The sequence below is a fragment of the Nocardioides euryhalodurans genome (genome assembly GCF_004564375.1).
Taxonomy (GTDB): domain Bacteria; phylum Actinomycetota; class Actinomycetes; order Propionibacteriales; family Nocardioidaceae; genus Nocardioides; species Nocardioides euryhalodurans.
In genome coordinates this window covers 2,935,839-2,961,617 of sequence record NZ_CP038267.1, presented here as the reverse complement: position 1 = coordinate 2,961,617, position 25,779 = coordinate 2,935,839, and the positions used below count along the sequence as shown (strand labels likewise).

Below are 25,779 nucleotides of genomic sequence, written 5' to 3'. Positions count from 1 at the left end.
GGCAGCTCCAGCTGGCGCATGACGATCACGTCCGCTGGTCCTCGACCCCCGCGACGTCCGTCTGGGCGCCGAGCGACGACCGGGTGTCGTCGGGCAGCGGAAGCAGGACACGGATCGAGGTGCCATGACCGATCGGACTGTCGATCGCGACGGTACCGCCAAGGGCATGGACGCGGTCCGACAGACCGACGAGCCCCGACCCGTTGCTCATGTCCGCGCCGCCCCTGCCGTCGTCGCGCACGGTCACCCTCACCACGGCAGGGTCGAAGTCCACCTCCACCCAGGCCCGCGACGCCCGTGCATGCTTCGCCACGTTGGCGAGGGTCTCGGAGACCACGTAGTAGATCCCGACCTCCACGGCCTCCGGCGGCCGATCCGGACCACGGACGTCGAGCTCGACGGGTACGGGCGAGCGGCGCGCGACGTTGCCGAGGGCCGGACGCAGGCCGCCCTCGGAGAGGATGGCCGGGTGAATCCCGTGGGAGATCTCCCGCAGCTCCTCCAGCGTCTCCATGATCCCCTCCCGGATGCCGCCGAGTGCGGGCAGGACGTCGGAGTCTGGGCCGGCGATGTCCTCGACCACCCGGACACCGAGACCCAGTGAGACGAGCCGCTGCTGGACCCCGTCGTGCAGGTTCCGCTCGATCTGTCGTCGCGCCTGGTCCGCCGAGGTCACGATGCGCGCCCTGGAGAGGTTGAGCTCCGCGCGGGTCTGCGCATTGGCCACCGCCGTCGCCGCGAGCTCGGTGAACTGGCTGAGCCGGGACTCGGTACCGGCCGGCATCCGCGCCTCGGACACGGATGCCGCCACCATCACACCCCAGAGCTGCCCGTCGACGACGACGGGACTCCCGGCGCTGGACTGAACGCCCAGCTCTCGCAGGCGTTCCGACAAGGGCCCGGAGGCCTCCGCGACGGTGTCCATACGAGCGGGACGGCCGGCCTGACGGACCTCGACTGCCACGTCGTCCCCCGTCAGGACCAAGCGGGCACCGACCCGGAGGGGCCGTCCCTTGGCGCTCCACGCAGCGACCACGGTTCCGGTGCCGTCCGTCTCGTAGTGGAGCAGGGCGGTGAGGTCGATCGACAGCAGTCGACCGACCTCCTCGGTGACGGCGGCGAAGACCTCGGACGGCGAGGTCTCGCGCGCCACGAGCGTGGCCACGCGTCGCAACGCTGCCTGTTCCTCCGCCAGGAGGCTGCGGGCCCGTTCGGCGATGACCGCCCTGCGGCGCGCCGTGATGGCGAGCTCCCCGAGCAGCACCCCGGCCACGAGGTACGCCGAGAGTGCGAACGCGTTCTTGGCGTCCGGCAGCTCGAGGGGATGCACAGGTGGGATGAAGTACCAGTCGAGGGCGACGACGCTCGCGATGCCCACCGTGACCGCGAAGTTGATCCCCCAGAATCGCGCGGCCGCGAGGACCGCCGCCACGTCGAGGATGACGACGCCCACCACGACCACTGGACTGTGGGGAAGCAGCGCGCCCAGCAGGAGCGAGCTCAGCGCGAAGGATGCAGCACCCGCGGCGAAGACGAGGGCGGCCTCCGCCCCGATGCGCCCGGTCGCGGCCATCGTCACCTCACGGACAGTAGCGGCGCGGCCCGGACTCGGCGAGCGTGTCCTGCCCTTGTCTCGTCCCACGGTGGAACCTCAGGGCAACGTCCTGCGGCGGCGCACCTCGTCGATCGTCGCCGCCGACAGCTCACTCTTCGTCACGAACCCGGCCACCGGGGCATCGGCCACCACCATCGCCAGATCCACCTCACTGTGGGTGGACATCAAGATGGCACTCGAACCTCGGCAGTGCTCGTCGGCATGAAGCGTGCGTACCAGATCGAGACCGCTCTCGGCGCCCAGGTGCACGTCGACCAGGACCGTGTCCGGACGGAGTCGCCTGACCTGCTCCAGCGCGCTGGACGACGTGGAGGCGACCCCGACGACGTCGACTCCGTCGCGCTCGAGGAGGGTGCGTGCGACCTGCAGGAACGACCGGTTGTCGTCGACGATCACCACGCTGAAGCTCATGGGTCCAGCCTGCCGGTCCCGAGGCGCCGGCACATTGCAGGTAGCCACCATCGCGGGACCTCCGGGTAGCAGGTAGACGCGACCCCGCTGGCCTCCAGGGTTGTCGGCCGCTGCCTCCGATGCCACCAGGGTCACGCATCGACCACGCTCCACAGAGTCGGGCGAAACGAGATCCGGGGTGAGGCAGATGTTGCAGGTGCAGGCGTTCCTGGCCTTCATGGCTCAGCCCCGCGCGTGGCTCGACGGCCTCGTCGTGGTGGCTGCCGAGCTCGCACGCCACCTTGCCCGCGTCGTGGGCGCCGAGGCCGTCGCCAACGGGCTCCTGCGGGTGCTGGACGTCGTGGCAGGGCTCGGGCTGAGCGACTGCATGTGGCTCGCCCTCGTCCCCGCGGACGTGGCGTTCAAGGTTCTCAGGAGTGGCGTCGCGGCCTTCTGCCGCATCTCCACCGCGATGCCTCCCTCGGGGTGGGCGACCACCCCGCTGCCCGGGTTCCCGGGGCCTGACATGCGGTGTCACCGGACATCCGCGACAACACCTTCGATGAGAGGAACCGTCATGCACGACCTTCGAGACCACTTCATCCCCCGCCGACGGCCGCGCAAGCGGGGGGCTCGCGCCCTCGGAGCCGTGGCCGCCGTCGTCGTGAGCGTGGGACTGACCGTCGGCGCCCTGGGCGGCGCTCCGGGCTCAGCCGCGACGGCCTCTGCGGGGAGCCACATCCGGGCTGCGGACGCAGCGCTCGCCAAGGCGTCCGCCCAGGTGCGGGCTCGGCAGTACCGCAGGGCCGTCCGCTCCCTGGCCAGCGCCGCCCGCCACACCGGGAGCGCCAACACCGCGGCGCAGGCGCTGATCGGGGCGCCCCCCACTGACCCCGAGAGCGACGATCCACCCGGTCCGCCGGCCGTCCTTGCCGCCACCAAGCTCGACTACCGGGTGAGCACGGGTGCGGTCGCGCTTCTCGACGACCTGCGGCGGCCCACGGTCGTACGAGCGCTACGCCGGACCGTGAGGGTGGCCCAGGTCCGTCGTGACGAGATGCTCGACGAGGTGATCGCACTGCCCGAGGAGGGTGACGGTGCCGACTACGCAGACGGCCTGGCCGACACGCTCGGCCAGTACCAACGCGAGGTGGACTCCCTCGCAGCTGCGCTCGACTCCTTCACCCTCTCCCCCGGAGCGAGGATCGGCGTGACGAACGCCCTCTCCCGGGCCAGGGCGACCAACGCGAAGATGGTCGAGGCGTTCGGGGGAGGTGAGTGACCCGACCCCTCTGCCCGCGGCCCCTACAGGTGACCCCAGGTCACCGTGGGGACGCGGGCGTCGGGTGACGTCGGCCGACCGCCGACCGGAGCATGGGGCGGAGGGTGCGCCGACGTGCACACAGAAGGTCGATCGCGAAGACGAGGAGCACGAAACCGCAGGCGAAGCGTACGAAGGGAGCCGGGTAGATCAGCTGGACCAGGAAGACTCCGAGGATCAACGACGCGTCGGCCCGCTCCGGACGCAGGGTGGCGAGCGCGGCCACGACGAACAGGGTCACCGCGATCGTGAACCCGAGCTCCAGCTGCTCGCGCCCGGACAGCGGCATCGAGGTCCCCCCTCCCCCGGCCGCGAAGGCGATCGGAAGCAGGCCCAGGCCGACGGTCCACTGACTCACGGACGAGGCGAGGAGGAGCGCCAGTCCCTGTGCCGGTCGGTGGTTGGCGACCAGCACAGCGACGATGACGAACTCGGGTGACTCCGTGGCACCCGGGACGACCGACTGGATCAGCAGGTAGGGGTCGAGACCCATCGACGTCCCCGTGACCAGGAGTGCGTCGGCGAACGGGTTGGCGACCACGAGCACGACACAGCCTGCGATCAGGATCAACCCCACGACGGCGCCGCGAGCGTTCTCCCGCGACAGGGATCGCAGACCGGCCGGTACCCCGACCACGGCGGGCTCCTCGTCGGCGGCCCCCTGCACCCGCATGGCGAAGAGCACGTAGAGCGCGAGCAGCACCGCCGAGTCGACGACCGTCAGGCTTCCACGCACCACGATCTGGACGGCGAACACCGCCGTGATGATCAAGATGCCGAGGTCCAGGCGGCGATGGGGCGCCAGCTCGAGGGGCGCTTCCTGCCGGGCGCGGCGGCGGGAGACGAGGAGCACCAGCAGGGGCAACGCCGCCGCACCCGTGAGCAGCAGCCGGGTCGCCCCGGTCAGGTTGGCGGTGACCAGGCCGACCTCCTGGATGTAGGCGTAACGCACCTCGATCACGAACTCGGGGAGGATCGCCACGAGTGCTATCACCGCGAGCACCGCACCGCCGGAGAACACCGCCTCCCCCGCGTCCGCTGCCCACGCCAGCATGAAGCCGGCGCCGACCAGACCAACACCCAGGCCGATCAACGCCAGGGGTACCGGGAGGAACGGGCTGGCCAGGTGGACCGCGACACCGAGGAGTGCGCAGGAGCCTGCGATCACGAGGTGCCTTCGCCAGCCGGTGCTGCCGGCAGAACCCTCGGGCACTGGTGGCACCGTCACTGTCCCGTCACCCTCAACGTCGTGGTCGCCTGGGCGCTCGAGGCGTCTCCGACAGCCGTGGTGGTCAGCAGATAGCGCCCGCTGGCCGGGGGGCTCCAACGGATGGTCGCGCGGTCGACCGGACACGCGGACTCCCACGTCCAGGTCTCACCGTCGGCTGACTCGATCCGGGTGATGACCCTTCGGCAGTCTTCCCCCCGGACTGTGAACTCGGCTGCGGAGCCGACCCGCAACCGCTCCGGCACCCTGAGCAGCTCGACGGAGGGCGGTGGTTCCTCGGGCGGCCGGCGTTGGACGGTGAGCCGCAGCCTCGTCTCCGCCACCTGGCGCTGGCCGCCGCGGGCCCGGATGAGCAAGGTCGCCCTGCCGGCCGACTGCGGCGTCCAGCTGATCACTGCCCTCCCGTCCCGGAGCAGGTACTCCCGGTCGAGGACGATCCCCGAGCGAGTCGACAGCCTGGCCGAGACGCTGCGGCCGTTGACGACCTCGAACCAGACGCGCACCCGCCTTCCGACCTCCAGCCGGTCCGGAGGCTCGATGAGCCGGATCCTCGGAGGAAGGTCCAGGACCGTGAGGCTCGTCCGGCCCGAGACGCTGGTCCCATCGAGACCGGTGACCTCGACCCTGACAGTGACGTCGCCTGCGGCGGTGGGAACCCACTCGACGACCTCCCGACCACTGGTGAGATCGCTACGCACGACCTGCCGACCGGCGCCGGACGTGATGGTCACCTCGTGGCGCTTCGCGTTGTCGACCACGTAGGCGATCGCGACCGGCTCCCCGACCACGGCGGGTTCGCGAGGACGCCGCACCTCGACGCTCGGCGGCTCGTTCAGCGCTTGTCGCAGCGCGCTCTCGATGTCCGGCCCCAGCCCGACCCGCCCGTCGAGGAACGCGGTCACGCCGATGAGGCGCGCGGCACCTGGTCCTTTCGAGCCCTCGTACAGACTCTGGATCTGCACCGGTCCGCCCGGCAGGAAGAGCACGCGGGGCCTCCCGAGCAGGACCGTGTCCAGCGAGGAGAGCGCGAGGTCGCGGATCTCCAGGTTGCGCAGTCCCAGGAGGTTGCGGACCCGGGGGGTCGCGAAGGTCAGCCGACTCATCTGGGCGGGTCCGAGGACGACCGGGTCGCGGGGCAGGTCGAGCGCGGCGAGCCTGACGTCGCCCTCGTCGTCCACCCAGCCGTTGAGCGAGGACACCAGGTTCTGACCGCTGCGTGGGGTGTAGTACGTCCGGAGCACCAACCGACGGGCCTCCTCCCCGGGAGGACGGCCGTAGTAGTAGCCCGGCTGGAGCGTCAGTCGCAGATCGTCCTCGTCGTCCTCGTCGAAGTCGACGTCCCCGGCCACCTCGATGGGGCCCGACAGTGCGATCGGTCGCGCCCAGTGATCGGCACCGCTCACGAACTGGTCGGGCCGCACTGCGTGGTAGCGCTCGTACGCCGTCGCCTGGGCCGCGAAGAGGTCGGCCGGGTATCGAACCCGGTGGCGCAGTGCGGCGGGCATCTCGTCCACCGGCCGGAACAGGTCAGGGAACACCTCGGACCATGCCCGGGCCACGGGCTCCTCCCCGTCGGTCAGGTAGAGGTCGACCTCTCCCGAGAACGCATCGACGGTCGCGCGCACGGAGGCCCGGGCGTAGCTCACCGGCGACCCGGCGAGGTCCACCTGCTCGGCGTAGGGAAAGTGCTGGCTGGTGGTGTAACCCTCGACGACGAAGACGATGCGGCCCTTCGAGGTCAGCGGCACCGCCTCGGAGTCCCACTGGATGAACGGAGCCAGCGCGTCGAGACGGTCGTGCACGTCGCGGTGCAGCAGCAGCCGCGACTCGGGTGTGATGTCGTCGGAAAGCAACAGGTCAGCGCTCCCCAGGGCCAGTGCGAACACCGCTCGGCGGGCCCACCCGGGGAGCCCGATGCCAGCAGGGCCGTCGTAGTGGTAGGTCGCCCGGGCAGCTCCGTGCGCGACCGGGGCGTCCACCTCCGGGCGGCGGGTGTCCACGAGGACCCACGGCGACTCCGCCAGAGTGGGGTCCTTGATCGAGGCGACGATTGCGGAGTCATGGGCGGGGACGTTCGCAGGGGGTGCCGCGAAGTCTCCGAAGTAGATGCGAGGCTGGCGCAGCCCGAGCCCGGCGTCCAGCAGCCGCGGCTGCCGGTTCGCGTCGAGGTGTGAGCCGGAGAACCGCACGAGCCCCAGCCCGTGCGTGAAGGCCAGGCGGTTGTTGCCCCAGGTCTGGGCCTGCCCCGCGACCCGTTCAAGGTCGAGCTGGCGGGCGCTGACCACGGTCAGCCGGCGCCGTCCGTCGATACGAGGTACATCCAGGGTCGCCGGCCCCGGACGGTAGTAGGGCGTGTCGTTGACCAGCTGCTGCATGCGCGCCTCCAGGACCCAGGAGTCCCAGAGGGGAACGGTGGCGAAGCGCTCGAGGATCTCGGGAAAGTCGGCTGCGGCGAAGCTGCCGGTCGGTCGGTAGGGCTCGACCTCGATCGTGTGCAGCCCCAGACCCGACCGCGTGCCCGTGATCGACCGTGCGACGAACGGTCCCTCGCTCAGGAGCGGGTTGGGGTCCACGACGAACTGCCGGACGACCGCAGGGACGACAGCCCCAGACAGCAACGCCGTGGCTCCCAGCAGCAGGCCCGGAACCACGAGCATCGCAGTCGCGCGTCGGGAACCACCTCGGCCGACGAACGGAGCGGCGAGGCAGGCGACGGCGAGCAGCAACGCGAACACAACCATCCAGGACAGCCCCGGTGAGTGCACGTGGACGTCGACGTAGCCGGCCCCCGCGAACGAGCCCGGGTCTTCCGGGGAAGGCTGACCGAGCTCGAGTCGGTACTGCTCGAGCCGGAGCCTCCATGCAGCGAGGCCCAGGAAGCCGGCGGCAAGCACCGCCAGGTGGCACTGCGTCCCGAAGGTGGCACGGAACGGGCGGATGCGGAGATCACCACGCACGGACCTCACGATCGTCACGAGGACGGCGGACACCAGGACCAGCGCCATCGACATGGAGGACGCGAGGAGCTCGAAGGGCAGGCGGAAGACGAAGAACCCGACATCCCTGTCGTGGATGGGGTCCACCTCGCCGAAGGACTGCTGGTGACGCCAGAGCAGGTACGTCTGCCAGTGCTGTGGCGCGGACGAGGCGAACAGGCTCCCGATGACGAGCGACGCCACGAGCACTGAGAGCACACGCGCGCGAGGTCGCCGAAGGGCGGTCCAGCCCACCGAGACGGCGAGGTTCACTCCCACCACGAGGGCGGTCAACCCGGCCACCGCGAGCGACAGCTCGAGCTTGGCGCCGACCGTGCGTCCGTAGACGCTGGTGCGGTCGAGCTCAGCGAACCACAACGCCCCGGGCAGGATGCGAGCGGCCACGTACGCCGCCACCATCGGGAGGCCGAGCAGGACGACGACGACCGTGGCGCGGCCTCGTGGGCGGAGGATGAAGGGTCTCGGATCGGGTGCTGCAGGGCGAAGCAGAGCATCGAAGGACGCCTCGGCCGGCACCGACGGGGAGCGGGCGGGTCGACGTCGACCGTCGAGCCTGCCGTACTCCGAGAGGAAGTCGTCGAGTCCCTGCCGGCTCACCTCCCAGACGTACCGCGATCCCCACTCCCGCCGGCGACCATCGAGCTCGCCCTTTCGGAGGAGGGTACGTACGGTCTGGGGGCTCGTTCCCAGCGCGTCGGCGGCCTCCGCCACGGTGACATGCTCCCCCCCGGGCATGTCGTGAAACTACGCCTGTGCTTTCGCAGGCACAACGCGTCTCGCGGAAGCATCTTTCGCAGCTCCGGCCGGACCGGTCGCTCACTGAGGCGTGCTCGCCCACCTCTGCTGGGCGCCGCGGCACCCTACACCTCGTTCGGGGGATGCCCCTTGCAACCCCGGTGTGCATACTGCTCTTCCATGACGGTGGAGGCGAGTCCGGACCGTGTGATCCGCGTCGTCCTGGCCGATGACGACGTGCTGCTCCGTGCGGGTCTCGCACGCCTGCTCGAGCAGCAGGGCTTCCAGGTGGTGGGCCAGGTCGGCGACGGCTCCGAGCTCCTCTCCGTCACGCGCGAACTCGAGCCCGACCTCGTGGTCGTGGACATCCGGATGCCACCGGACCACGGGACCGAGGGCCTGGAGGCCGCTCGCACCATCCGCGAGGAGCTTCCCGACGTCGCGATCTTGGTGCTGTCCGCCCACGTGGAGGTCGAGCACGCCATGACCTTGCTGGCCTCCGGTCGCGGGATCGGCTACCTGCTCAAGAGCCGCGTCCTCGACGTCGACGAGTTCCTCGACAATGTCGGTCGGGTCGCGCTCGGAGGCTCGGTCGTCGACCCGGCGCTCGTGCAGGAGCTCGTCGGCGCCCAGCGACGGAACGATCCCCTGGCGGTGCTGAGCGAGCGTGAGCGCGAGGTCCTGGCGCTGATGGCCGAGGGCCGCTCGAACGGTGGGATCGCGCAGCAGCTGTGGGTCGCGGAAGGAACCGTCGAGAAGCACGTCGGGAGCATCCTGACGAAGCTGGACCTCCCCGGCTCCAGCAGCGACCACCGCCGCGTCCTGGCCGTGATCACGTTCCTCGAGGCCCGCTGAAGCGCTGCCCGGGAGGAACTGCGGCGTGTCGACACGCCCTGGAATGGTCCCGGCCCGCGGGTTACACGGCTGCCGCAGGTAGGGCTAGCCGGGGGTCGAGTGGGGCGCCTGCCGGGACGCGACACGCCGAGGGCCTCACGAGAATCGATGACACGGCACACCGACCGGCGGCCGCTCTCACGATGACACAGGAGAACCTCATGTTTTCAGCAAACAGAAGCTCCACCACTCGGCGGAGCCTGGGTCGCGAAGGCCACATCCTCTGGCTGATCGTCCTCGTCTCGTTCCTGCTGTCCACCTTCTCGGCGTGCGCACCTACTGACACCTCATCCGAGGAGCGTCGACCGGAGCGCACGTCCCTCGTCGAGCTCGACGCGAACGAGACCGACGAGCGGGAGAACCAGCGCGAGGATCGGGAGCGGGACGAGAACGAGCGGGACGAGCGGGAGAACCAGCGCGACGAGCGGGAGCGGGACGAGCGGGAGAACGAGCGCGACGAGCGGGAGCGGGACGAGGACGAGCGGGGCGAGCACGAGGCCGATGAGCACGAGGCCGACGAGCTCGAGGCCGACGAGAACGGGGCGTAGACGGTGCCGACAACGGTGGTCACGCCGCCGGAGGACCGGCAGGCCACCGCCCTGCGCGGGGCGACCGGGCAGCCCTCGTCCACGCGCTCGACCCTCAGTCGAGGTCGAACCAGTAGCGACGCTTGACGTCGCGGGTGTCCTCGTAGCTTGCGCCGGCGCTCTCGATGGTGCGGCGGGAGGCGAGGTTGTCCTCGTCGCAGGTGATCAGGACCCGGTGGAGGCCGATGGCGCGAGCCTGGTCGAGGCCGAGCGCGAGGGCGCGGCCGGCATGGCCCTCGCCGCGTCGGGAGGGGCGCACGCTGTAGCCGAGGTGACCGCCGTAGTCGTGGAGCCAGTCGTTGAGCGCGTGGCGGACGGCGAGGTAGCCGAGGAACTCCTCGCCCTCGACGATCCAGTAGTAGCTGCACGGGACGATCCCGTCGGGCAGCTCGGTGGCGGGGTCGGACTGCGCCAGCAACCGCTCGACCTCGGTCGCCAGCGCGTCCCGACCCAGATCACGGGTGTCGAGGTCCCAGAGCCCTCCGCCGTGCATCGTGGTGCCGTCCTCCCCGAACTCGCGCACCGCGCTCGCCCACGAGGGGTGGTGGCGGAGGTCGGGTCGCACGAGCCCGGTCATGGGCTCATCGTGCTGTGGACGCGGCGACCCCGCCACCGAGTTTCGTGCTGGTCAGCGCTGCTCGGCCGGCACCCCGCGCACGCCCTCGTCGGTGAGCCGCGACTCCTCGGCGGCCTGCGCCTCGAGCTCGGCCCGACGGGTCTTCTCGATCATGTCCCGCGCCTCGTCGTAGGCACCCGGACGAGAGACGAGGTCGGCGGCGCCGCCCTGCAGCCGCGCGAGCGCGGACCTGCCGAAGATCTGCTGCTCGGTGCTCGTGCGCTCCGACCGGCCGCGGCCGAGGAACGAGACGAACCAGTGGAGCAGTGCGGTGATCCGGTTCTTGAAGCCGGTGATGTACACGAGGTGGACCGCCAGCCACATCAGCCACGCGATGACGCCGGTCAGCCGCAGCCTGCCCACCATGGCGACGGCGCGGAAGCGGCTGATGATCGCCATCGAGCCCTTGTCGAAGTACTTGAACGGCGGCTGCGGGGCCTTGCCGCTGAGCCGGCCGTCGATCTCCTTGGCGGCGTACTTGGCGCCCTGGATCGCCACCTGAGCGACCCCCGGCAGGTTGTCGAGCGAGATCATGTCGCCGACCACGAACACCTCGGGGTGACCCGGCAGCGTCAGGTCGGGGTTGACCGCGATCCGGCCGGCACGGTCCAGCGGCGCGCCGGTCTGCTCGGACAGCGTCCGGCCCAGCGGGCTGGCCTGCACGCCCGCGGCCCAGATCTTGGTGACGGCATGGATCGTCTCGACCCGTCCGTCCTTGAACTTCATCTGGATGCCGCGCTCGTCGACGTCGGTCACCATCGCCCCGAGGATCACCTCGACGCCGAGCTTCTCGAGCTCCTGCTTGGTCTTCTCGCCGAGCCGGTGCCCGAAGGGCGGCAGCACCTGCGGCGCGGCGTCGAGCAGGATCACCCTGGCGTGGTGGGTCTGGATCGCCCGGAAGTCCTTGCGGAGCGTACGGCGCGAGAGCTCGGCGATCTGGCCGGCCATCTCGACGCCGGTCGGCCCGGCGCCCACCACGACGAAGGTCAGGTTGTGGTCGACGTCGTCGCCGCGGCTGGCACCGAGCTCGGCCATCTCGAAGGCGCCGAAGATCCGCCCCCGCAGCTCGAGGGCGTCGTCGATGCTCTTCATGCCGGGCGCGAACTCGGAGAAGTGGTCGTTGCCGAAGTAGGACTGGGTGGCGCCCGCGGCCACGAGCAGCGAGTCGTACGGCGTGACCGTGGGCCGGCCGAGGACGGTGGAGGTGACCTCGCGCCTCTCCAGGTCGATCGCGGTGACCTCGCCGAGCAGCACCTGGGCGTTCTTCTGACCACTCAGGATCTCGCGCGTCGGGGGCGCGATCTCGCCCTCGGACAGGATGCCGGTCGCGACCTGGTAGAGCAGGGGCTGGAAGAGGTGGTGGGTCGTCTTGGCGATCATGGTCACCTCGACGTCGGAGCGGCGCAGCGCCTTCGCGCCGAACAGCCCCCCGAAGCCGGAGCCGATCACCACGACCCGGTGCGGCCGGGTTCCGGTGTCCTTCGTGGTCTCCATGACTCCATTGTCCCGCGTCGGGCGCCGGAGCCGGAATCCTGCCCACATGGCCTTCCTCACCCTCCGGGACGCCAACGTGTCGTAGGTTTGGCCCATGTCGCGCACACGGACGGGTCCCGGCGTCCCCACCGAGGAGTGACGTGAGGGGGAGACTGTGTCGCTGAACAGGCCCGCGCTCTCCGTGGTCCCCGTGCCCCACAGCGTGCACCGGGCCCGGCGGTGGGTGATCGAGACGATCACCGACATCGGTCGCCCCGAGCTCGTCGAGACCGCCGAGCTGGGCGTCTCCGAGCTGGTCACCAACGCGGTGCTGCACGCCACCGACCCGATCTCCGTCCGCGTGCGTGGCACGCTGGCGCACCCGCGCGTCGAGGTCCGCGACGGCTCGACCGACCCGCCGGTGATGCCCCACCTGCTGGCCGACCAGGCCCTGCCGCCCGACGACGAGACGCTGCTGCTCACCTTCGGCCGGGGCCTGGACATCGTCGCCCGCTGCGCGGAGGCGTGGGGGGCCGACATCGAGGACAGCGGGAAGGTCATGTGGTTCGTCCCCGCGACCAACGCGCGCGAGCAGGGGGTCACCGGGGCGGTGACCGGGCTGCCCGAGCCGCCCAAGCGGTCCGAGCGCGACACCATCCACGTCCGGTTGCTCGGCGCGCCGATCCGGGCCCTGGCGGAGTTCGAGACCCACTACCGCGAGCTGCGTCGGGAGGTACGCCTCCTCGCGCTCGCCCACGAGGACAAGTACCCCCTCGCCAAGTCCCTGGCCGACCTCTTCGGCTCGCTGCAGCGCGAGGTCCAGGACGGGCTCGACGCCGACGAGGTCCGCCGGGCCCGCGCCGAGGGTCGCGAGGCCGTCGACCTGGACGTGCCGGTCTCCGCGGACGAGGCCGAGACGATGGGCCGCTTCGTGGAGCTGCTCGACTTCGCCGACGAGTTCTGCCGGCAGCAGCAGCTGCTCTCGCTGGCGCGGACCGAGTCGCAAGTCCACTTCCAGACCTGGTTCTTCAGCGAGTTCACCCGGCAGGGGTCGGGTCACGCCCCCCGTCGGTGGGGCGGGGCGGTCGCTCAGGCGTAGCCGAGCGCGTGGAGCCGGTCGTCGTCGATGCCGAAGTGGTGGGCCACCTCGTGCACCAGGGTGATCCGGACCTCCTCGGCCAGCTGCGCCTCGTCGTCGCAGAAGTCGAGCAGCGGGTGCCGGAAGACGAAGATGCGGTCGGGCAGCACCATGCCGGGCTCGCCGCCGCGCTCGGTGAGCGCGACCCCGTCGTAGAGGCCGAGCAGGTCGGGGTCGTCGGCCGGCGGGTCGTCCTCCACCAGCACCACGACGTTGCGGATGAGCGAGGCGAGCTCGTCGGGGATCTCGTCGAGCGCGGCGTCGACCAGCCGCTCGAACTCCTCGCGACCCATCTCGACCGGCATGGGGCCAGCCTAGGAGCCGGCGGAAATGCACTCCGCCTGCAGACCGGTCGATCTGCAGGCGGTGTGGTGGTGGCGACCCCGACGGGACTCGAACCCGCGGCCTCCGCCGTGACAGGGCGGCGCGCTAACCAACTGCGCTACGGGGCCTTGCATTGGTGAAGCGGTGGAACTCTAACCCACGTCCGGCACCGGTTCCCAATCGGGGAGGTGGTGCGGAGCGGGAGCACCCCCAACGGGATTCGAACCCGTGCTACCGCCGTGAAAGGGCGGGGTCCCGGACAGCCCGCCCGCTAGGCGATGGCCCCATCGTCCGACCGCGCATTGTTGGCACCCCCAACGGGATTCGAACCCGTGCTACCGCCGTGAAAGGGCGGGGTCCTGGGCCGCTAGACGATGGGGGCAGGACTGCCCGCACAGCATAGGGCGAGCGCTCCGGGGCCGACCAATCCCGCCCCTCCCGAATAGGAGCCCCCACGACGTCTCCGGTATGGTCTCCCTCGCTGTCGGCGGCACCCTCGGGCGCCCCAACGCACGGCCAGGTAGCTCAGTTGGTACGAGCGATCGACTGAAAATCGATAGGTCGGCGGTTCGACCCCGCCCCTGGCCACCACGCACGTCGGGCCGCACCCCTCGGGTGCGGCCCTTCGTCGTCCGCTTGCCCCCCAGAACGCTGCGACATCCGCCCCGGCACGCCATGATGGAGCCCATGATCTCGGACCCGAAGCTGTTCCGGTACCTGGTGGAAGCCAGCACCGACGGCATCTGGTTGCTCGACGGCGAGGGCCGCACGCTCTGGTCGAACACCTGCATGGCCGACCTGCTGGGGCGCACGCCCGAGGAGATGGCCACGCTCACGGCCTACGACGTCCACGACGAGGTCGGCAAGGTGCAGTTCGCCGAGCACATGGCGCGCGCCCGCGCGGGCGACCCCGGGCACGACGACATGGAGACGATGTACCTCCGCCCGGACGGGGAGCCGATCTGGCTGCTCGCCAGCTGGCGACCGGTCCACGACGACGCCGGCGATCTGGTCGGCTACCTCCACCGCTACACCGACTTCACCGAGCGCCGCGAGCTGATCGACGCGCTGCGCGACCGCGAGAAGCGGCTCGCGGAGGCGCAGGCGATCGCCCAGATCGGCAGCTGGGAGTGGGACGTGGTCACCGACACGGTGACGTGGTCCGACGAGCTCTACCGCATCTACCGGTTGACGCCGGAGCAGTTCGCCTCGACCTACGAGGGGTTCCTCGACTACATCCACCCCGAGGACCGCCACGCGGTGCAGACCGCGGTGGACAGCATCTTCGACGGTGCCGACGAGTTCGAGTGGCACGCCCGGATCGTCCGGACCGACGGCGCCGTGCGCTGGCTGCGCGGGCTAGGCCGTGCCGAGCGCGACGCCTCCGGCAAGGCGGTCCGGATGGCCGGGACCGACCAGGACATCACCGAGAAGGTCGTCGCCGACCACGAGCTCGCCGAGGCCACCCGGCGTACGGCACTGCTGCGGCAGGTCGCCGTCGTGGCGAACCAGTCGATGAGCCTGGTCGAGACGCTCCTCCGCACCGCCGAGGCGGTGAGCAGCACCCCGGGGTGGGACGCCCTGGTCGCCTACCTGCCCGAGCACGACGACAGCGCCCTGGTGCCGCTGGTCCTCGTCCCCGGCGAGCCGCCGCTCGGCATCGAGCCCGACCCCGGCCTGGCCGCCGTCTGCTACCGCCGCGGCGAGATCACCGTCCGGCAGGTCCGCGGCCACGAGGACACCCACAGCCTGGTCGCGATCCCGGTCCGGCACGCCGAGGGCGTGGCGTGCGTGGTGGAGGTGCTGGCCGACGAGGCGCCGCCCGACATGCACTCCCAGGACCTCCTCGACCAGATCTCCACGATGCTCGGCCGCGTCGCCGAGCGCGAGCGCGCGGCTGCGGAGCTCGCGGAGGCCCGCGACCAGGCGATGGAGGCGTCGCGGATGAAGTCGCGATTCCTCGCCACCATGAGCCACGAGATCCGTACGCCGATGAACGGCGTCATCGGGCTCACCGACCTGCTGCTGCGGACCGACCTCGACGAGGACCAGCGGTCGCTGACCGACGCTCTCCACGGGGCCGGCCTGACGCTGCGCGCGATCATCAACGACATCCTCGACCTGTCCAAGATCGAGGCCGGCAAGCTCGAGCTCGAGCACGTCGACTTCAGCGTCCGGGCGACCCTCGACCAGACCGTCCGGCTGCTGGCCGGACCGGCCGCCGACAAGGGCCTCGCGCTGGTCGTCGAGGTGGCGCCGGAGGTGCCGGACTACCTGCGGGGCGACTCGACCCGGCTCGGCCAGGTCATCGCCAACCTCGGCTCCAACGCGGTCAAGTTCACCGACTCCGGCGAGGTCCGGATCGAGGTCGGGCTCGCCTCCCACCACGCCGACGCGATCGAGCTCGAGGTCGCTGTGAGCGACACCGGACCCGGCATCGCCCCCGACGCGCAGCAGCGGCTCTTCGACGCCTTCACCCAGGCCGACCCCTCCACGACGAGGCGGCACGGCGGCACCGGTCTGGGTCTCACCATCGCCCGGCAGCTGGTGGGTGCCCTCGGGGGGCGGCTCACCCTGGAGAGCCAGCTGGGCCGCGGCAGCACCTTCCGCTTCACCGCCGACCTCGACCCCGCCATCGGCACCGTCCACGACCCGCAGCGGCCCACCGAGGGCCGCCGTCCGGCCGACGCGCCCCGCGCGCGGGTGCTCGTGGTCGAGGACAACCAGGTCAACCAGATGGTCGCCGTCGGCATGCTCGAGAACGGCGGCTTCGACGCCGCGGTGGCGGGTGACGGGGTCGAGGCGGTCGCCGCGCTCGCGGGCGACCACGGCTTCGCCGCGGTGTTGATGGACTGCCGGATGCCGCGGATGGACGGCTTCGCCGCCACCCGGGCGATCCGGACGCAGGAGCGGCCCGGGCACCGGATCCCGATCATCGCCATGACCGCGTCCGCCCTGGAGGGCGAGCGGGAGCGCTGCCTGGACGCCGGCATGGACGACTTCCTCACCAAGCCCGTCGACTTGGCCCGGCTCGAGCGGGTGCTCCACCAGTGGATCAGCGGCCACGGCGAGTCGCCGGCGACCGACGTACGACGCGAGGGGACCGGCGTGGACGAGGGACCCGAGCTGGCCGGACCCGACGTCGTCGACGTCGAGCGGATCGAGATGCTCCACGAGATGGTCAAGGACGGCGAGAGCCTCTTCCAGCGCAGCTCGGGCAACTTCATCGCCCACGCGCGCGACCACCTCGGCGCGATCAGGGCGGCCGTCCACGAGCGCGACGCCGAGGCGCTGCTCGCCTCGGCCCACAAGCTCAAGGGCAGCGCGCTCAACCTCGGCCTGCCGCGCGTCGGTGCGGCCGCCTACGACCTCGAGGAGCGGGGGCGCCTGGACAAGCTCGAGGGCTCCGACGCGGCGTACGCCACGCTCGTGCAGGAGATGGAGATCGCGCTGATGGCGCTGGCCGACGCCCGCGCCGCGCGGGCCTGAGCCGACTTCTGACCACGCGGCGACGCGACTACGCTGGCCGCACCGGCTCGCGCCACCCCTGCGGCCCGGCAGCCGGCCACCCACCCGCGTGGCTCCGTGACACAGAAAGTGGTCTCCCCAGATGCCCAGCACCCCCGTCGACGTCTTCGAGGTCGGGTCCGCCCACGAACAGGTGGTCTTCGCCAACGACCCCGCCTCCGGACTGCGCGCGATCATCGCGATCCACTCCACGGCCCTCGGCCCGGCCCTCGGCGGCACCCGCTTCTACCCGTACGCCTCCACCGACGACGCCGTCCGCGACGTGCTCAACCTCTCGCGCGGCATGACCTACAAGGCGGCGCTGGCCGGGCTCGACCTCGGCGGCGGCAAGGCCGTCATCATCGGCGACCCGGCCACGCTGAAGTCCGAGGCGCTGCTGCGCGCGTACGGCCGCTTCGTGCAGTCGCTCAACGGCCGCTACTTCACGGCCTGCGACGTGGGGACCTACTCCGAGGACATGGACCACGTCGCCCGCGAGTGCGACTTCGTCACCGGGCGCACCGTCGCCCACGGCGGGGCCGGCGACAGCTCGGTGCTCACCGCGTACGGCGTCTTCCAGGGGATGCGCGCGGCCTCGGAGACGCTGTGGGGCGAGCCCACGCTGGCCGGCCGGACCGTCGGCGTGGCCGGGGTCGGCAAGGTCGGCCACCACCTCGTCCGCCACCTGATCGAGGACGGCGCGGCCGTGGTCGTCACGGACCCGCACCAGCCGTCGGTCGAGCGCGTGACCACCGAGTTCCCGCAGGTGCGCGTCGTGGCCGACACCGACGCCCTGGTGGCGACCGAGCTCGACGTGTACGCCCCGTGCGCGCTCGGCAGCGCCCTCACCGACGAGGTCGTGGAGACCCTGTCGGCGCGGATCGTCTGCGGCGCCGCCAACAACCAGCTCGCCCACCCGGGCATCGAGAAGGTGCTCGAGGAGCAGGGAATCCTCTACGCGCCCGACTACTGCGTCAACAGCGGCGGGCTGATCCAGGTGGCCGACGAGCTCGAGGGCTTCTCCTTCGAGCGCGCCCAGCAGCGCGCGAGCGGCATCTTCGACACCACCCGCGCCGTCTTCGCGCTGGCCCGACGCGAGCAGGTCCCTCCGGCGGTCGCCGCCGACCGGCTCGCGGAGCAGCGGATGCGCGACGTGGACCGGCTGCGCGGCATCCACCTGCGCTGAGGCGACCCACGAGGCAGGACCTCGGGAGAGGTCCTGCCCACGGTTCCGGGGTCTCGAGGCTGGGCGCCGGCGCGCCTCGCACCTCGACCTCCGAGGGTGGCGCTACGCGTCGGCCTCAGAGAGGGGAGCTAGTCCCGATCGCCCTCGGCGTAGCCCGACCACTGGTCGGGCTCGTCGGGCTCCTCGGCCCGCTCCGGCGGACGATCCTCCTCGCCGTGGAGCTCACGCGCCAGCGCACCGAAGTCCGTCTCGTGAGTGCGGTACTTCAGGTCGCGTGCGACCTTCGTCTGCTTAGCCTTCGCTCGGCCGCGCCCCATAGGGTCAGCCCCCTCGCACACTGGGCCGGGTCGCCGGTGGGCCTCACCGTGACTCCGGTCTGATCGGTCTGGTTTGTCGTGGCCCTAACGCTACCCGGTGGGTGGGTGTTCCCGCACACCCACGCCGGAGACAGTGACGCGTTCGACACGATTCGGCCCCGGCCGGGCGGTCACCAGCCCGCGTGGGCGCCCGTCAGCCGGACCTCGCCGGACCCGTCGCCGACGACCTCGCCGGCCGCCCAGGCCCGGACGCCGTGGCCGGCGAGCACCGCCACGGCCCGGTCGGCATCCTCCGGAGCGACCAGCGCGACCATGCCGACACCGCAGTTGAGGGTCTGCTCGAGGTCGGCGTCCGGCACGTGCCCGACCCGGCGGACCAGGTCGAAGACCGGCTGCGGCGTCCAGGTGGTGCGGTCGATCCTGGCGTCGAGCTCGACCGGCATCACGCGGGCCAGGTTGGCGGCCAGTCCACCGCCGGTGATGTGCGACATGGCGTGGGTGGCGGTCTCCGCGGCCAGCGCCAGGCAGGCCTTGGCGTAGATCCGGGTCGGCTCGAGCAGCTCCTCGCCGAGGGTGCGGCCGAGCTCGTCGACGTGGCGGTCCAGCGACCAGCCCGCCTGCTCGAGCAGCACGTGGCGGACGAGGGAGTAACCGTTGGAGTGCAGGCCGCTCGCCTCCATCGCGACCACGACGTCGCCGGGGCGGACGCGTCCCGGGCCGAGCAGCCGGTCGGCCTCGACCACACCCGTGGTCGAGCCCGCGAGGTCGTACTCGTCGGGACCGAGCAGGCCCGGGTGCTCCGCGGTCTCGCCGCCGATCAGCGCGCATCCGGCCGCGACGCAGGCCTCGGCGATGCCCTTGACGATCGCGGCGATCCGCTCGGGGACCACCCGGCCGGTGGCGATGTAGTCGGTGAGGAAGAGCGGCTCTGCGCCGCAGACGACCAGGTCGTCGACGAGCATCCCGACCAGGTCGAAGCCGATCGTGTCGTGCCGGTCGAGCGCCTGGGCGATGGCGACCTTGGTACCGACGCCGTCGGCCGAGGAGGCGAGCAGCGGCCGGTCGTACGCCTTGAGCGCCGAGGCGTCGAAGAGCCCGGCGAAGCCGCCGATCCCGCCGATCATCTCCGGGCGTCGGGCCTTCTCGACCCAGCCCTTCATCAGCTCGACCGCCTTGTCGCCGGCCTCGATCGAGACTCCGGCCGCGGCGTAGGCGTTCCCCGACTGGTCGGTCACGGGCTCTCCTCCATCAGGGGTTGTTGAGGACCGGCAGCGACTCCGAGGAGATCGACGCCTCGAGCAGGTGCTTGCCGAGCAGCCGCTCGTCGGGGAGCGGGATCGGGTACTCGCCGGTGAAGCAGGCCTTGCAGAGCCGGTCCTCCGGCTGGCCGGTCGCCTCGACCATGCCCTCGAGCGAGATGTAGCCGAGCGAGTCGGCCCCGACGCTCGCCGCGATCTCGTCGACGTCGAGGCCGTTGGCGATCAGCTCGGCGCGGGTGGCGAAGTCGATGCCGTAGAAGCACGGCCACTTCACGGGCGGGCTGGAGATCCGGACGTGGACCTCGAGCGCCCCGGCCTCGCGCAGCATCCGGACCTGCGCGCGCTGGGTGTTGCCCCGGACGATCGAGTCGTCCACGACGACGATCTTCTTGCCGCGGATCATGTGGGGCAGGGCGTTCAGCTTGAGCCGGATGCCGAGCTGGCGCAGCGACTGGCTGGGCTGGATGAAGGTACGGCCGACGTAGGCGTTCTTGACGAAGCCCTGGCCGAAGGGGATCCCGCTCTCCTCGGCGTAGCCGGCCGCGGCAGGCGTGCCCGACTCGGGCACCGGCATCACCAGGTCGGCATCGACCGGGAACTCGCGCGCGAGGCGGCGACCCATCTCGACCCTCGCCTCGTGGACGCTGCGCCCGCTGATCGTCGCGTCGGGGCGGGCGAGGTAGACGTACTCGAACACGCAGCCCTTCGGCTCCGGCTCGGCGAAGTGGTGGCTGCGCAGCCCCTCGGAGTCGATGACGACCAGCTCGCCGGGCTCGACCTCGCGGACCACGCTGGCGCCGATCGTGGCGAGCGCGGAGTCCTCGGAGGCGACGACCCAGCCACGCTCGAGGCGACCCAGGACCAGCGGCCGGATGCCCTGCGGGTCGCGGGCGGCGTAGAGGGTGTCCTCGTTCATCCACACCATGGAGAACGCGCCCCGCAGCGTCGGCAGGACCTCGAGCGCCCGCTGCTCGAGCGAGGTGTCGGGGTGGTGGGCCAGCAGCGCCGTGACCAGGCCCGTGTCGTTGGTGGACGCCTCGAGGTCGCGGGCGTGGATGTCGAGCTCGTCGCTGGCGGGCGGCAGCTCCGCGACCATCTCGACGAGCTCGTGGGTGTTGATCAGGTTGCCGTTGTGGCCCAGGGCGATCGAGCCGTCGGCGGTGGGCCGGAAGGTCGGCTGCGCGTTCTTCCAGACGCTGGCGCCGGTCGTGGAGTAGCGGCAGTGACCGATCGCCAGGTGCCCCTTGAGGGAGGCGAGGGTGGTCTCGTCGAAGACCTGCGAGACCAGCCCCATGTCCTTGTAGACCAGGATCTGGCGACCGTTGCTGACCGCGATCCCGGCGGCCTCCTGGCCGCGGTGCTGCAGCGCGTACAGGCCGAAGTAGGTGAGCTTGGCGACGTCCTCGCCGGGCGCCCAGACCCCGAAGACGCCGCACTCGTCCTGCGGGCCGCGTTCTTGGGGGTCGAGATCGTCGCTCAGGCTGCCGTCACCGGGACGGCTCCAGCTGTCTCGGAGCACGGTGGGGAGTCTACAAGCGACCGCGGCCGATCACGGGATCGGGCGACTTCTCCCAGGTCGCGGACAGCGGCGCACCTCCACCCGTAGCATGCGTCGCGGGGGGACTCTCAGGAGCAGGGGAAGCCACGTGAGTCGACAAGTGATCAACCCGGCAGCCGTGGGGGACTCGGCACCGGACCAGGAGTTCCGCGCGCCCCTACAGCTGATCGCCGAGGGCGTGCGGGAGATCGTGGGGTTCCGCTACGCCAGCATCAGCGTCGTACGGACGGCTCGCGACGGTACCGAGGAGCTCGAGGTCATCGCCGACGCCGGCGACGACGACAGCTCCGAGATCATCATCGGGCGGCGTACGGCCCTGGCCGACCTGCTCGCAGAGATCGAGCAGGCCGAGGTCTGGGGCCAGTTCCGGTTCCTGCCTGCCGAGATGCTGACCTCGGACAGCGTCGCCGACACCTACGGCTGGGTCGTGCCCGACATGGAGGTGATCGACGCTCCGGACGCGTGGCACCCCATGGACCTGCTCGTCGCGCTGCTCCACGACGACCAGGGCGTGCTGCGCGGCACGCTGGCGATCGACGTCCCCGAGAACGGCCGCCGGCCCGGACCCGAGCAGCGCCGGCTGCTCGAGCGGTTCGCGGTGCAGGCCGCCCGCAGCGTGGTGACCACGCTGGAGCGCGAGCAGCTGACCGAGCAGGTGCGGCTCGCCGACACCGCCCGGAACGTCGTACGCCGCGCCAGCGCCCAGCGGGGGCTCACCCGGATCCTCGCCGACTGCCAGGAGGGCCTCGTCGAGGGGTTCCGCTCGCAGGGTTCCTGGATCCAGACCTTCGACGAGGACGGCACCGGCTCCGGCGCCATCTACTCCTCCAACGGTGCGGTCATCGAGCTGCCCGAGGAGCTGGTCGAGCTCGCCGAGCTCGCCGCCCGCGCCGCGTGGTCGGACCAGACGACCGTGGTCGTGGCCGGCGACCAGCCCGCCCCCGACCTGATCAGCCCCGACGACCAGCGCCGGATCGTGGGCTTCCTCGACACCATCGGGGTCACCTCGTTGCTCTTCGTGCCCCTCGGAGCCGGGTCCGAGTGCCTCGGCAACCTCGTGCTCACCCGCGAGCCCGGGGCGCCCGACTGGACCGAGCTGGACCGTACGGCCGCGCTGGACATCGGCCACGACCTCGGCCGGGTGATCCTCAACGCCCGTACGTTCGAGCGCGAGCACCAGCTGGTGGTCGAGCTGCGCGCGCTCGACACCTACAAGGGACAGCTGATCGCGACCGTCTCCCACGAGCTGAAGAACCCGATCGCGGCGATCGCCGGCTACCTCGAGCTGCTCGAGGCGGCGCCCGAGCTGAGCCCCGCGTCCCGGACCGCCGTCGACGCCATGGGCCGGGGCACGACGCGCCTGGGCCGGGTCGTCAACGACCTGCTGCTGCTCTCCAAGGTCGGCGACCCCGACCACGCCATCATCCCCGCCCCGGTCGACCTGCGTCGGGTCGTCGTCGAGGTGGTGGACCTGATCGCGGTGCAGGCACGGCAGAAGCAGATCACGCTCACGACCGACCTGCCCGACGAGGACGTCGCCGCCTGCGGTGACACGTGGGAGCTCGACCGGGTCGTCACCAACCTGCTCAGCAACGCGGTGAAGTACACCCCGTCTGGCCGGACCGTCGGTGTCCGGCTGTGGCGCGAGGGGGACGAGGTCCGCGTCGCCGTCACCGACGAGGGCCTCGGCATCTCCCCCGCCGACCTCGACCACCTCTACGACGAGTTCTTCCGCTCGACCAACCCCGAGGCGGTGCGCGAGCCGGGCACCGGGCTCGGCCTGGCGATCGTGAAGCGGATCGTCGACCGTCACCGCGGCCGGATCGAGGTCGAGTCCGAGCTCGGCGTCGGCAGCACGTTCACGGTCAGCGTCCCGGCCCACTGACCGAGGGGCACATCTGCTCAGCGGGGCGCGTCACCGCCCGGGTCGTCCTCCGAGGTTGCCGAGGAGCAGCGCCTCGGCGAGCACGACCCGCTCGAACTCGGCGAGGTGGAGCCCCTCGTTGGCGCCGTGAGCGCGGGTGTCGGGGTCCTCCACGCCGGTCACGAGGACCGACGCCTGCGGGAAGGTCTCGAGGAACTCCGCGATGAACGGGATCGACCCACCGACACCCATGTCCACCGGCTCGGTGCCGTCCCAGGCCTCGGTGAAGGCGTCGCGCGCGGCGTCGTAGGCCGGGCCGGTCGCGTCGATCGCGGTCGCCTCGCCGGTGTCGACGACGCTGACCGTCAGGTCGGCACCCCACGCGACGTGCTGCTCGAGGTGACGGCGCAGGCACTCGAGCGCGTTCGCGGTGGTGTCGCCCGGGGCGATGCGGAGGCTGATCTTGGCGCGGGCGGCCGCGGTGAGGGTGTTGCTGGCCCCGTCGACCTTCGGGGCGTCGACGCCGGTGATGGTGAGGGCCGGCTTGGTCCAGAGCCGCTCCACGGTCGAGCCGTCGCCGATCCAGTGGACGCCGGGCAGCGCCCCGGACTCGGCGCGCAGCCGCTCCTCGGGGTAGTCGACGTCGGCCGCGGGACCGCTCACGAGTCCCTCGACGGCCACGTTGCCGGTGTCGTCGTGCAGGGTCGCGATCAGCCGGCTGAGCGTCATCAGGGCGTCGGGGACCAGGCCACCCCACATCCCGGAGTGGACGGCGTGGGTGAGGGTCCGGACCTCGACGTCGACCCGGACCAGGCCGCGCAGGCTGGTGGTCAGGGCAGGCACGCCGATGTCCCAGTTGCCGGAGTCGGCGATCACGATCACGTCGGCCGCGAGCCGTTCGTGGTGCTCGCGCAGGAGGGGGACGAGGGTGTCGGAGCCGACCTCCTCCTCACCCTCGACGAAGAGCGTGACGCCGACCGGGAGGTCGTCGCCGTAGATCCGCAGCGCAGCCAGGTGGGCCACGATGCCGGCCTTGTCGTCGGCCGCGCCGCGGCCGTACAGCCGACCGTCGCGCTCGGTCGGCTCGAAGGGCGCGGAGTCCCACTCGGCGTGGTCGTTCTCGGGCTGGACGTCGTGGTGGGCGTAGAGCAGCACGGTGGGCGATCCCGCCGGGCCTGCCTTGTGGGCGATCACGGCCGGGGCACCGCCCTCGGCGCTGACGATCTCCGTCGCGCAGCCCTCGGCCTCGAAGAGCGCGCGGACCGCCTCGGCGCTCCGCTGCACCTCCCCGGCACGCGCCGGGTCGGCGCTGACGGACTCGATCCGGACCAGGTCCTCGAGGTCTCGACGGATGCCCGGCAGCACCTCGGCCACCCGGGCGCGCAGCTGCTCGGCGTCGTACGGCGGGGTCATGGGCGTCAACGTACCGGAGCGTGATCGAGGGGCCCCGGGACCCCATTTCCCAGATTGTCAGACAATAACTTGGCGGTCCGGGGGTCGGGGGTCCATCATGGCGACATGACCGAGTCGATCACCCGTCACCAGAACGCGACCGCGGCCCACATCGAGCTCACCGAGGGGTACGCGGCCCACAACTACCACCCGCTGCGCGTGGTGCTCACCTCGGGCGAGGGCGCGTGGGTGACCGATGTCGAGGGGCGCCGCTACCTCGACTGCCTCGCCGGCTACAGCGCGCTCAACTTCGGCCACGGCCACCCCCGGCTGCTCGCCCGCGCCCACGAGCAGCTCGACAAGCTCACGCTGACGTCGCGCGCCTTCTACAACGACCAGCTCGGCCCGTTCGCCCGCGACCTCGCGGCGCTGACCGGCAAGGAGATGGTGCTGCCCATGAACTCCGGCGCGGAGGCCGTCGAGACCGCGATCAAGGTCGCCCGCAAGTGGGGCTACCTGGTCAAGGGGGTCCACGAGAGCCGCGCCAACATCGTGGCGATGGAGGGCAACTTCCACGGCCGGACCACCACCATCGTGTCGTTCTCGACCGACTCGGTGGCGACCCAGCACTACGCGCCGTACACCCCGGGCTTCCGGCTGGTGCCGTACGGCGACATCGAGGCGCTGCGGGCCGCTGTCGACCAGGACACCGTCGCGGTGCTGCTCGAGCCGATCCAGGGCGAGGGCGGCGTGATCATCCCGCCGCACGGCTTCCTGCGCGACGTCCGCACGCTCTGCAACAGCGAGAACGTCCTGATGCTGGCCGACGAGATCCAGTCCGGCCTGGCCCGGACCGGCCGGACCTTCGCGTGCGACCACGAGGACGTCGTGCCCGACATGTACGTCCTCGGCAAGGCGCTGGGCGGCGGGCTCTACCCCGTCTCCGCCGTCGCGGCCAACGGCGACGTGCTGGAGGTCATCACCCCGGGCTCGCACGGGTCCACGTTCGGCGGCAACCCGCTGGCGGCGGCGATCGGCCACGAGGTCGTGAGCATGCTGGAGACCGGCGAGTTCCAGGCGCGGGCCGAGAAGCTCGGCGCCCACCTCGCTGCCGGGCTCGAGCCGATGGTCGGAAACGGCTTCGAGGCGGTCCGGGTGCGCGGCCTGTGGGCCGGCATCGACATCGACCCCGGCCTGGCCACCGGCCGCGAGGTCACCGAGTCGCTGCTCGAGGACGGCATCCTCGCCAAGGAGGCGCACGGCCAGACCGTCCGGCTCGCCCCGCCGCTGGTGGCGAGCGAGGAGGACCTCGACCTGCTCGTCGCGTCGTTCGCGAAGATCGTCTCGCGTGGCTGAGCGGCTGCTCGCGAGATAGTGCG

19 protein-coding genes and 4 tRNA genes are annotated in these 25,779 nt (G+C 71.5%); 9 read left to right on the top strand and 14 right to left on the bottom strand.

The genetic code is table 11. The annotated features are described in order from the left end of the window. Positions 1–25 precede the first annotated feature (25 nt). Positions 26–1,573, bottom strand: coding sequence for a sensor histidine kinase (locus EXE57_RS14160; RefSeq protein ID WP_244247093.1), 1,548 nt, complete (start codon positions 1,571–1,573; stop codon positions 26–28). Between the two features lie 78 nt (positions 1,574–1,651). Continuing rightward, entirely contained in the window at positions 1,652–2,026 is a 375-nt protein-coding gene (locus tag EXE57_RS19815) for a response regulator (protein ID WP_167305916.1), read from the bottom strand. A 178-nt stretch (positions 2,027–2,204) separates the two neighbouring features. Here EXE57_RS19815 and EXE57_RS14150 point away from each other — a divergent pair, with 178 nt between their 5' ends. Continuing rightward, positions 2,205–3,287 carry a hypothetical protein gene (locus tag EXE57_RS14150; protein ID WP_167305915.1) on the top strand — a complete coding sequence of 361 codons (1,083 nt, stop codon included), beginning with the start codon at positions 2,205–2,207 and terminating at the stop codon, positions 3,285–3,287. A gap of 40 nt (positions 3,288–3,327) precedes the next feature. Here the strand turns inward: EXE57_RS14150 and EXE57_RS14145 are convergent, their stop codons facing one another. Both EXE57_RS14145 and EXE57_RS14140 read right to left on the bottom strand, forming a co-directional pair. Further along, complete coding sequence (locus tag EXE57_RS14145) at positions 3,328–4,539, bottom strand: sodium/calcium exchanger protein (protein ID WP_135078536.1); 1,212 nt, start codon at positions 4,537–4,539, stop codon at positions 3,328–3,330. Between the two features lie 11 nt (positions 4,540–4,550). Further along, positions 4,551–8,147, bottom strand: a complete 3,597-nt coding sequence (locus EXE57_RS14140) for a UPF0182 family protein (protein WP_167305914.1) — start codon at positions 8,145–8,147, stop codon at positions 4,551–4,553. A 318-nt stretch (positions 8,148–8,465) separates the two neighbouring features. Between EXE57_RS14140 and EXE57_RS14135 the strand changes: the two genes are divergently transcribed. Together EXE57_RS14135 and EXE57_RS14130 are read left to right on the top strand one after the other, a co-directional pair. After that, entirely contained in the window at positions 8,466–9,140 is a 675-nt protein-coding gene (locus tag EXE57_RS14135) for a response regulator (RefSeq protein ID WP_135078532.1), read from the top strand. 200 nt (positions 9,141–9,340) lie between these two features. Next, positions 9,341–9,727 carry a hypothetical protein gene (locus EXE57_RS14130; protein WP_135078530.1) on the top strand — a complete coding sequence of 129 codons (387 nt, stop codon included), beginning with the start codon at positions 9,341–9,343 and terminating at the stop codon, positions 9,725–9,727. Positions 9,728–9,821: 94 nt separating this feature from the next. Here EXE57_RS14130 and EXE57_RS14125 read toward each other — a convergent pair whose 3' ends face one another. Both EXE57_RS14125 and EXE57_RS14120 read right to left on the bottom strand, forming a co-directional pair. Beyond that, on the bottom strand, positions 9,822–10,343 hold the full coding sequence (locus tag EXE57_RS14125; protein ID WP_135078528.1) for a GNAT family N-acetyltransferase: 522 nt from the start codon (positions 10,341–10,343) through the stop codon (positions 9,822–9,824). A gap of 51 nt (positions 10,344–10,394) precedes the next feature. Then, positions 10,395–11,876, bottom strand: coding sequence for an NAD(P)/FAD-dependent oxidoreductase (locus EXE57_RS14120; protein WP_135078526.1), 1,482 nt, complete (start codon positions 11,874–11,876; stop codon positions 10,395–10,397). A gap of 154 nt (positions 11,877–12,030) precedes the next feature. Here EXE57_RS14120 and EXE57_RS14115 point away from each other — a divergent pair, with 154 nt between their 5' ends. After that, positions 12,031–12,954: an ATP-binding protein gene (locus EXE57_RS14115; RefSeq protein ID WP_135078524.1), complete on the top strand. Its 924-nt coding sequence runs from the start codon at positions 12,031–12,033 to the stop codon at positions 12,952–12,954. On the opposite strand, the gene EXE57_RS14110 is transcribed toward EXE57_RS14115, so the two are convergent. The 4 genes from EXE57_RS14110 to EXE57_RS14100 all read right to left on the bottom strand — a co-directional run bounded on the left by EXE57_RS14110 (position 12,945) and on the right by EXE57_RS14100 (position 13,699). Then, positions 12,945–13,298: a metallopeptidase family protein gene (locus EXE57_RS14110; RefSeq protein WP_135078522.1), complete on the bottom strand. Its 354-nt coding sequence runs from the start codon at positions 13,296–13,298 to the stop codon at positions 12,945–12,947. The genes EXE57_RS14115 and EXE57_RS14110 overlap by 10 nt on opposite strands. Positions 13,299–13,368: 70 nt before the next feature. Further along, positions 13,369–13,445: transfer RNA gene (locus EXE57_RS14105), tRNA-Asp, on the bottom strand. 77 nt (positions 13,446–13,522) lie between these two features. Continuing rightward, positions 13,523–13,600: transfer RNA gene (locus tag EXE57_RS19810), tRNA-Glu, on the bottom strand. Between the two features lie 23 nt (positions 13,601–13,623). After that, positions 13,624–13,699 (bottom strand) — tRNA-Glu (locus EXE57_RS14100). Positions 13,700–13,831: 132 nt separating this feature from the next. On the opposite strand from EXE57_RS14100, the gene EXE57_RS14095 reads away from it, so the two are divergent. The 3 genes from EXE57_RS14095 (at position 13,832) to EXE57_RS14085 (ending at position 18,010) form a co-directional block, all read left to right on the top strand. Next, positions 13,832–13,908: transfer RNA gene (locus tag EXE57_RS14095), tRNA-Phe, on the top strand. Between the two features lie 96 nt (positions 13,909–14,004). Continuing rightward, positions 14,005–16,806, top strand: a complete 2,802-nt coding sequence (locus EXE57_RS14090) for an ATP-binding protein (protein WP_167305913.1) — start codon at positions 14,005–14,007, stop codon at positions 16,804–16,806. Between the two features lie 121 nt (positions 16,807–16,927). Further along, positions 16,928–18,010, top strand: a complete 1,083-nt coding sequence (locus EXE57_RS14085) for a Glu/Leu/Phe/Val family dehydrogenase (RefSeq protein ID WP_135078518.1) — start codon at positions 16,928–16,930, stop codon at positions 18,008–18,010. A 128-nt stretch (positions 18,011–18,138) separates the two neighbouring features. Here the strand turns inward: EXE57_RS14085 and EXE57_RS14080 are convergent, their stop codons facing one another. The 3 genes from EXE57_RS14080 to purF all read right to left on the bottom strand — a co-directional run bounded on the left by EXE57_RS14080 (position 18,139) and on the right by purF (position 21,105). Then, positions 18,139–18,327 (bottom strand): DUF3073 domain-containing protein, encoded by a 189-nt coding sequence (locus EXE57_RS14080; protein ID WP_135078516.1) that lies wholly within the window; start codon positions 18,325–18,327, stop codon positions 18,139–18,141. 170 nt (positions 18,328–18,497) lie between these two features. Continuing rightward, on the bottom strand, positions 18,498–19,562 hold the full coding sequence (purM, locus tag EXE57_RS14075; protein WP_135078514.1) for a phosphoribosylformylglycinamidine cyclo-ligase: 1,065 nt from the start codon (positions 19,560–19,562) through the stop codon (positions 18,498–18,500). Positions 19,563–19,575: 13 nt separating this feature from the next. Then, positions 19,576–21,105 carry an amidophosphoribosyltransferase gene (gene purF, locus EXE57_RS14070; protein WP_135078512.1) on the bottom strand — a complete coding sequence of 510 codons (1,530 nt, stop codon included), beginning with the start codon at positions 21,103–21,105 and terminating at the stop codon, positions 19,576–19,578. A gap of 127 nt (positions 21,106–21,232) precedes the next feature. Between purF and EXE57_RS14065 the strand changes: the two genes are divergently transcribed. After that, positions 21,233–23,029, top strand: coding sequence for a sensor histidine kinase (locus tag EXE57_RS14065; RefSeq protein WP_167305912.1), 1,797 nt, complete (start codon positions 21,233–21,235; stop codon positions 23,027–23,029). 30 nt (positions 23,030–23,059) lie between these two features. Here EXE57_RS14065 and EXE57_RS14060 read toward each other — a convergent pair whose 3' ends face one another. Further along, on the bottom strand, positions 23,060–24,421 hold the full coding sequence (locus EXE57_RS14060) for a dipeptidase (protein WP_135078508.1): 1,362 nt from the start codon (positions 24,419–24,421) through the stop codon (positions 23,060–23,062). Between the two features lie 105 nt (positions 24,422–24,526). Between EXE57_RS14060 and rocD the strand changes: the two genes are divergently transcribed. Next, positions 24,527–25,756 (top strand): ornithine--oxo-acid transaminase, encoded by a 1,230-nt coding sequence (gene rocD / locus EXE57_RS14055; RefSeq protein ID WP_135078506.1) that lies wholly within the window; start codon positions 24,527–24,529, stop codon positions 25,754–25,756. The last annotated feature ends 23 nt before the right edge of the window (positions 25,757–25,779 follow it).

Bases quoted from the DNA above. Each gene is read 5' to 3' on its own strand.
- EXE57_RS14160 (WP_244247093.1), bottom strand. From the start codon at position 1,573: ATGGCCGCGACCGGGCGCATCGGGGCGGAGGCCGCCCTCGTCTTCGCC.
- EXE57_RS19815 (WP_167305916.1), bottom strand. From the start codon at position 2,026: ATGAGCTTCAGCGTGGTGATCGTCGACGACAACCGGTCGTTCCTGCAG.
- EXE57_RS14135 (WP_135078532.1), top strand. From the start codon at position 8,466: ATGACGGTGGAGGCGAGTCCGGACCGTGTGATCCGCGTCGTCCTGGCC.
- EXE57_RS14130 (WP_135078530.1), top strand. From the start codon at position 9,341: ATGTTTTCAGCAAACAGAAGCTCCACCACTCGGCGGAGCCTGGGTCGC.
- EXE57_RS14125 (WP_135078528.1), bottom strand. From the start codon at position 10,343: ATGACCGGGCTCGTGCGACCCGACCTCCGCCACCACCCCTCGTGGGCG.
- EXE57_RS14120 (WP_135078526.1), bottom strand. From the start codon at position 11,876: ATGGAGACCACGAAGGACACCGGAACCCGGCCGCACCGGGTCGTGGTG.
- EXE57_RS14110 (WP_135078522.1), bottom strand. From the start codon at position 13,298: ATGCCGGTCGAGATGGGTCGCGAGGAGTTCGAGCGGCTGGTCGACGCC.
- EXE57_RS14090 (WP_167305913.1), top strand. From the start codon at position 14,005: ATGATCTCGGACCCGAAGCTGTTCCGGTACCTGGTGGAAGCCAGCACC.
- EXE57_RS14085 (WP_135078518.1), top strand. From the start codon at position 16,928: ATGCCCAGCACCCCCGTCGACGTCTTCGAGGTCGGGTCCGCCCACGAA.
- EXE57_RS14080 (WP_135078516.1), bottom strand. From the start codon at position 18,327: ATGGGGCGCGGCCGAGCGAAGGCTAAGCAGACGAAGGTCGCACGCGAC.
- EXE57_RS14060 (WP_135078508.1), bottom strand. From the start codon at position 24,421: ATGACCCCGCCGTACGACGCCGAGCAGCTGCGCGCCCGGGTGGCCGAG.
- rocD (WP_135078506.1), top strand. From the start codon at position 24,527: ATGACCGAGTCGATCACCCGTCACCAGAACGCGACCGCGGCCCACATC.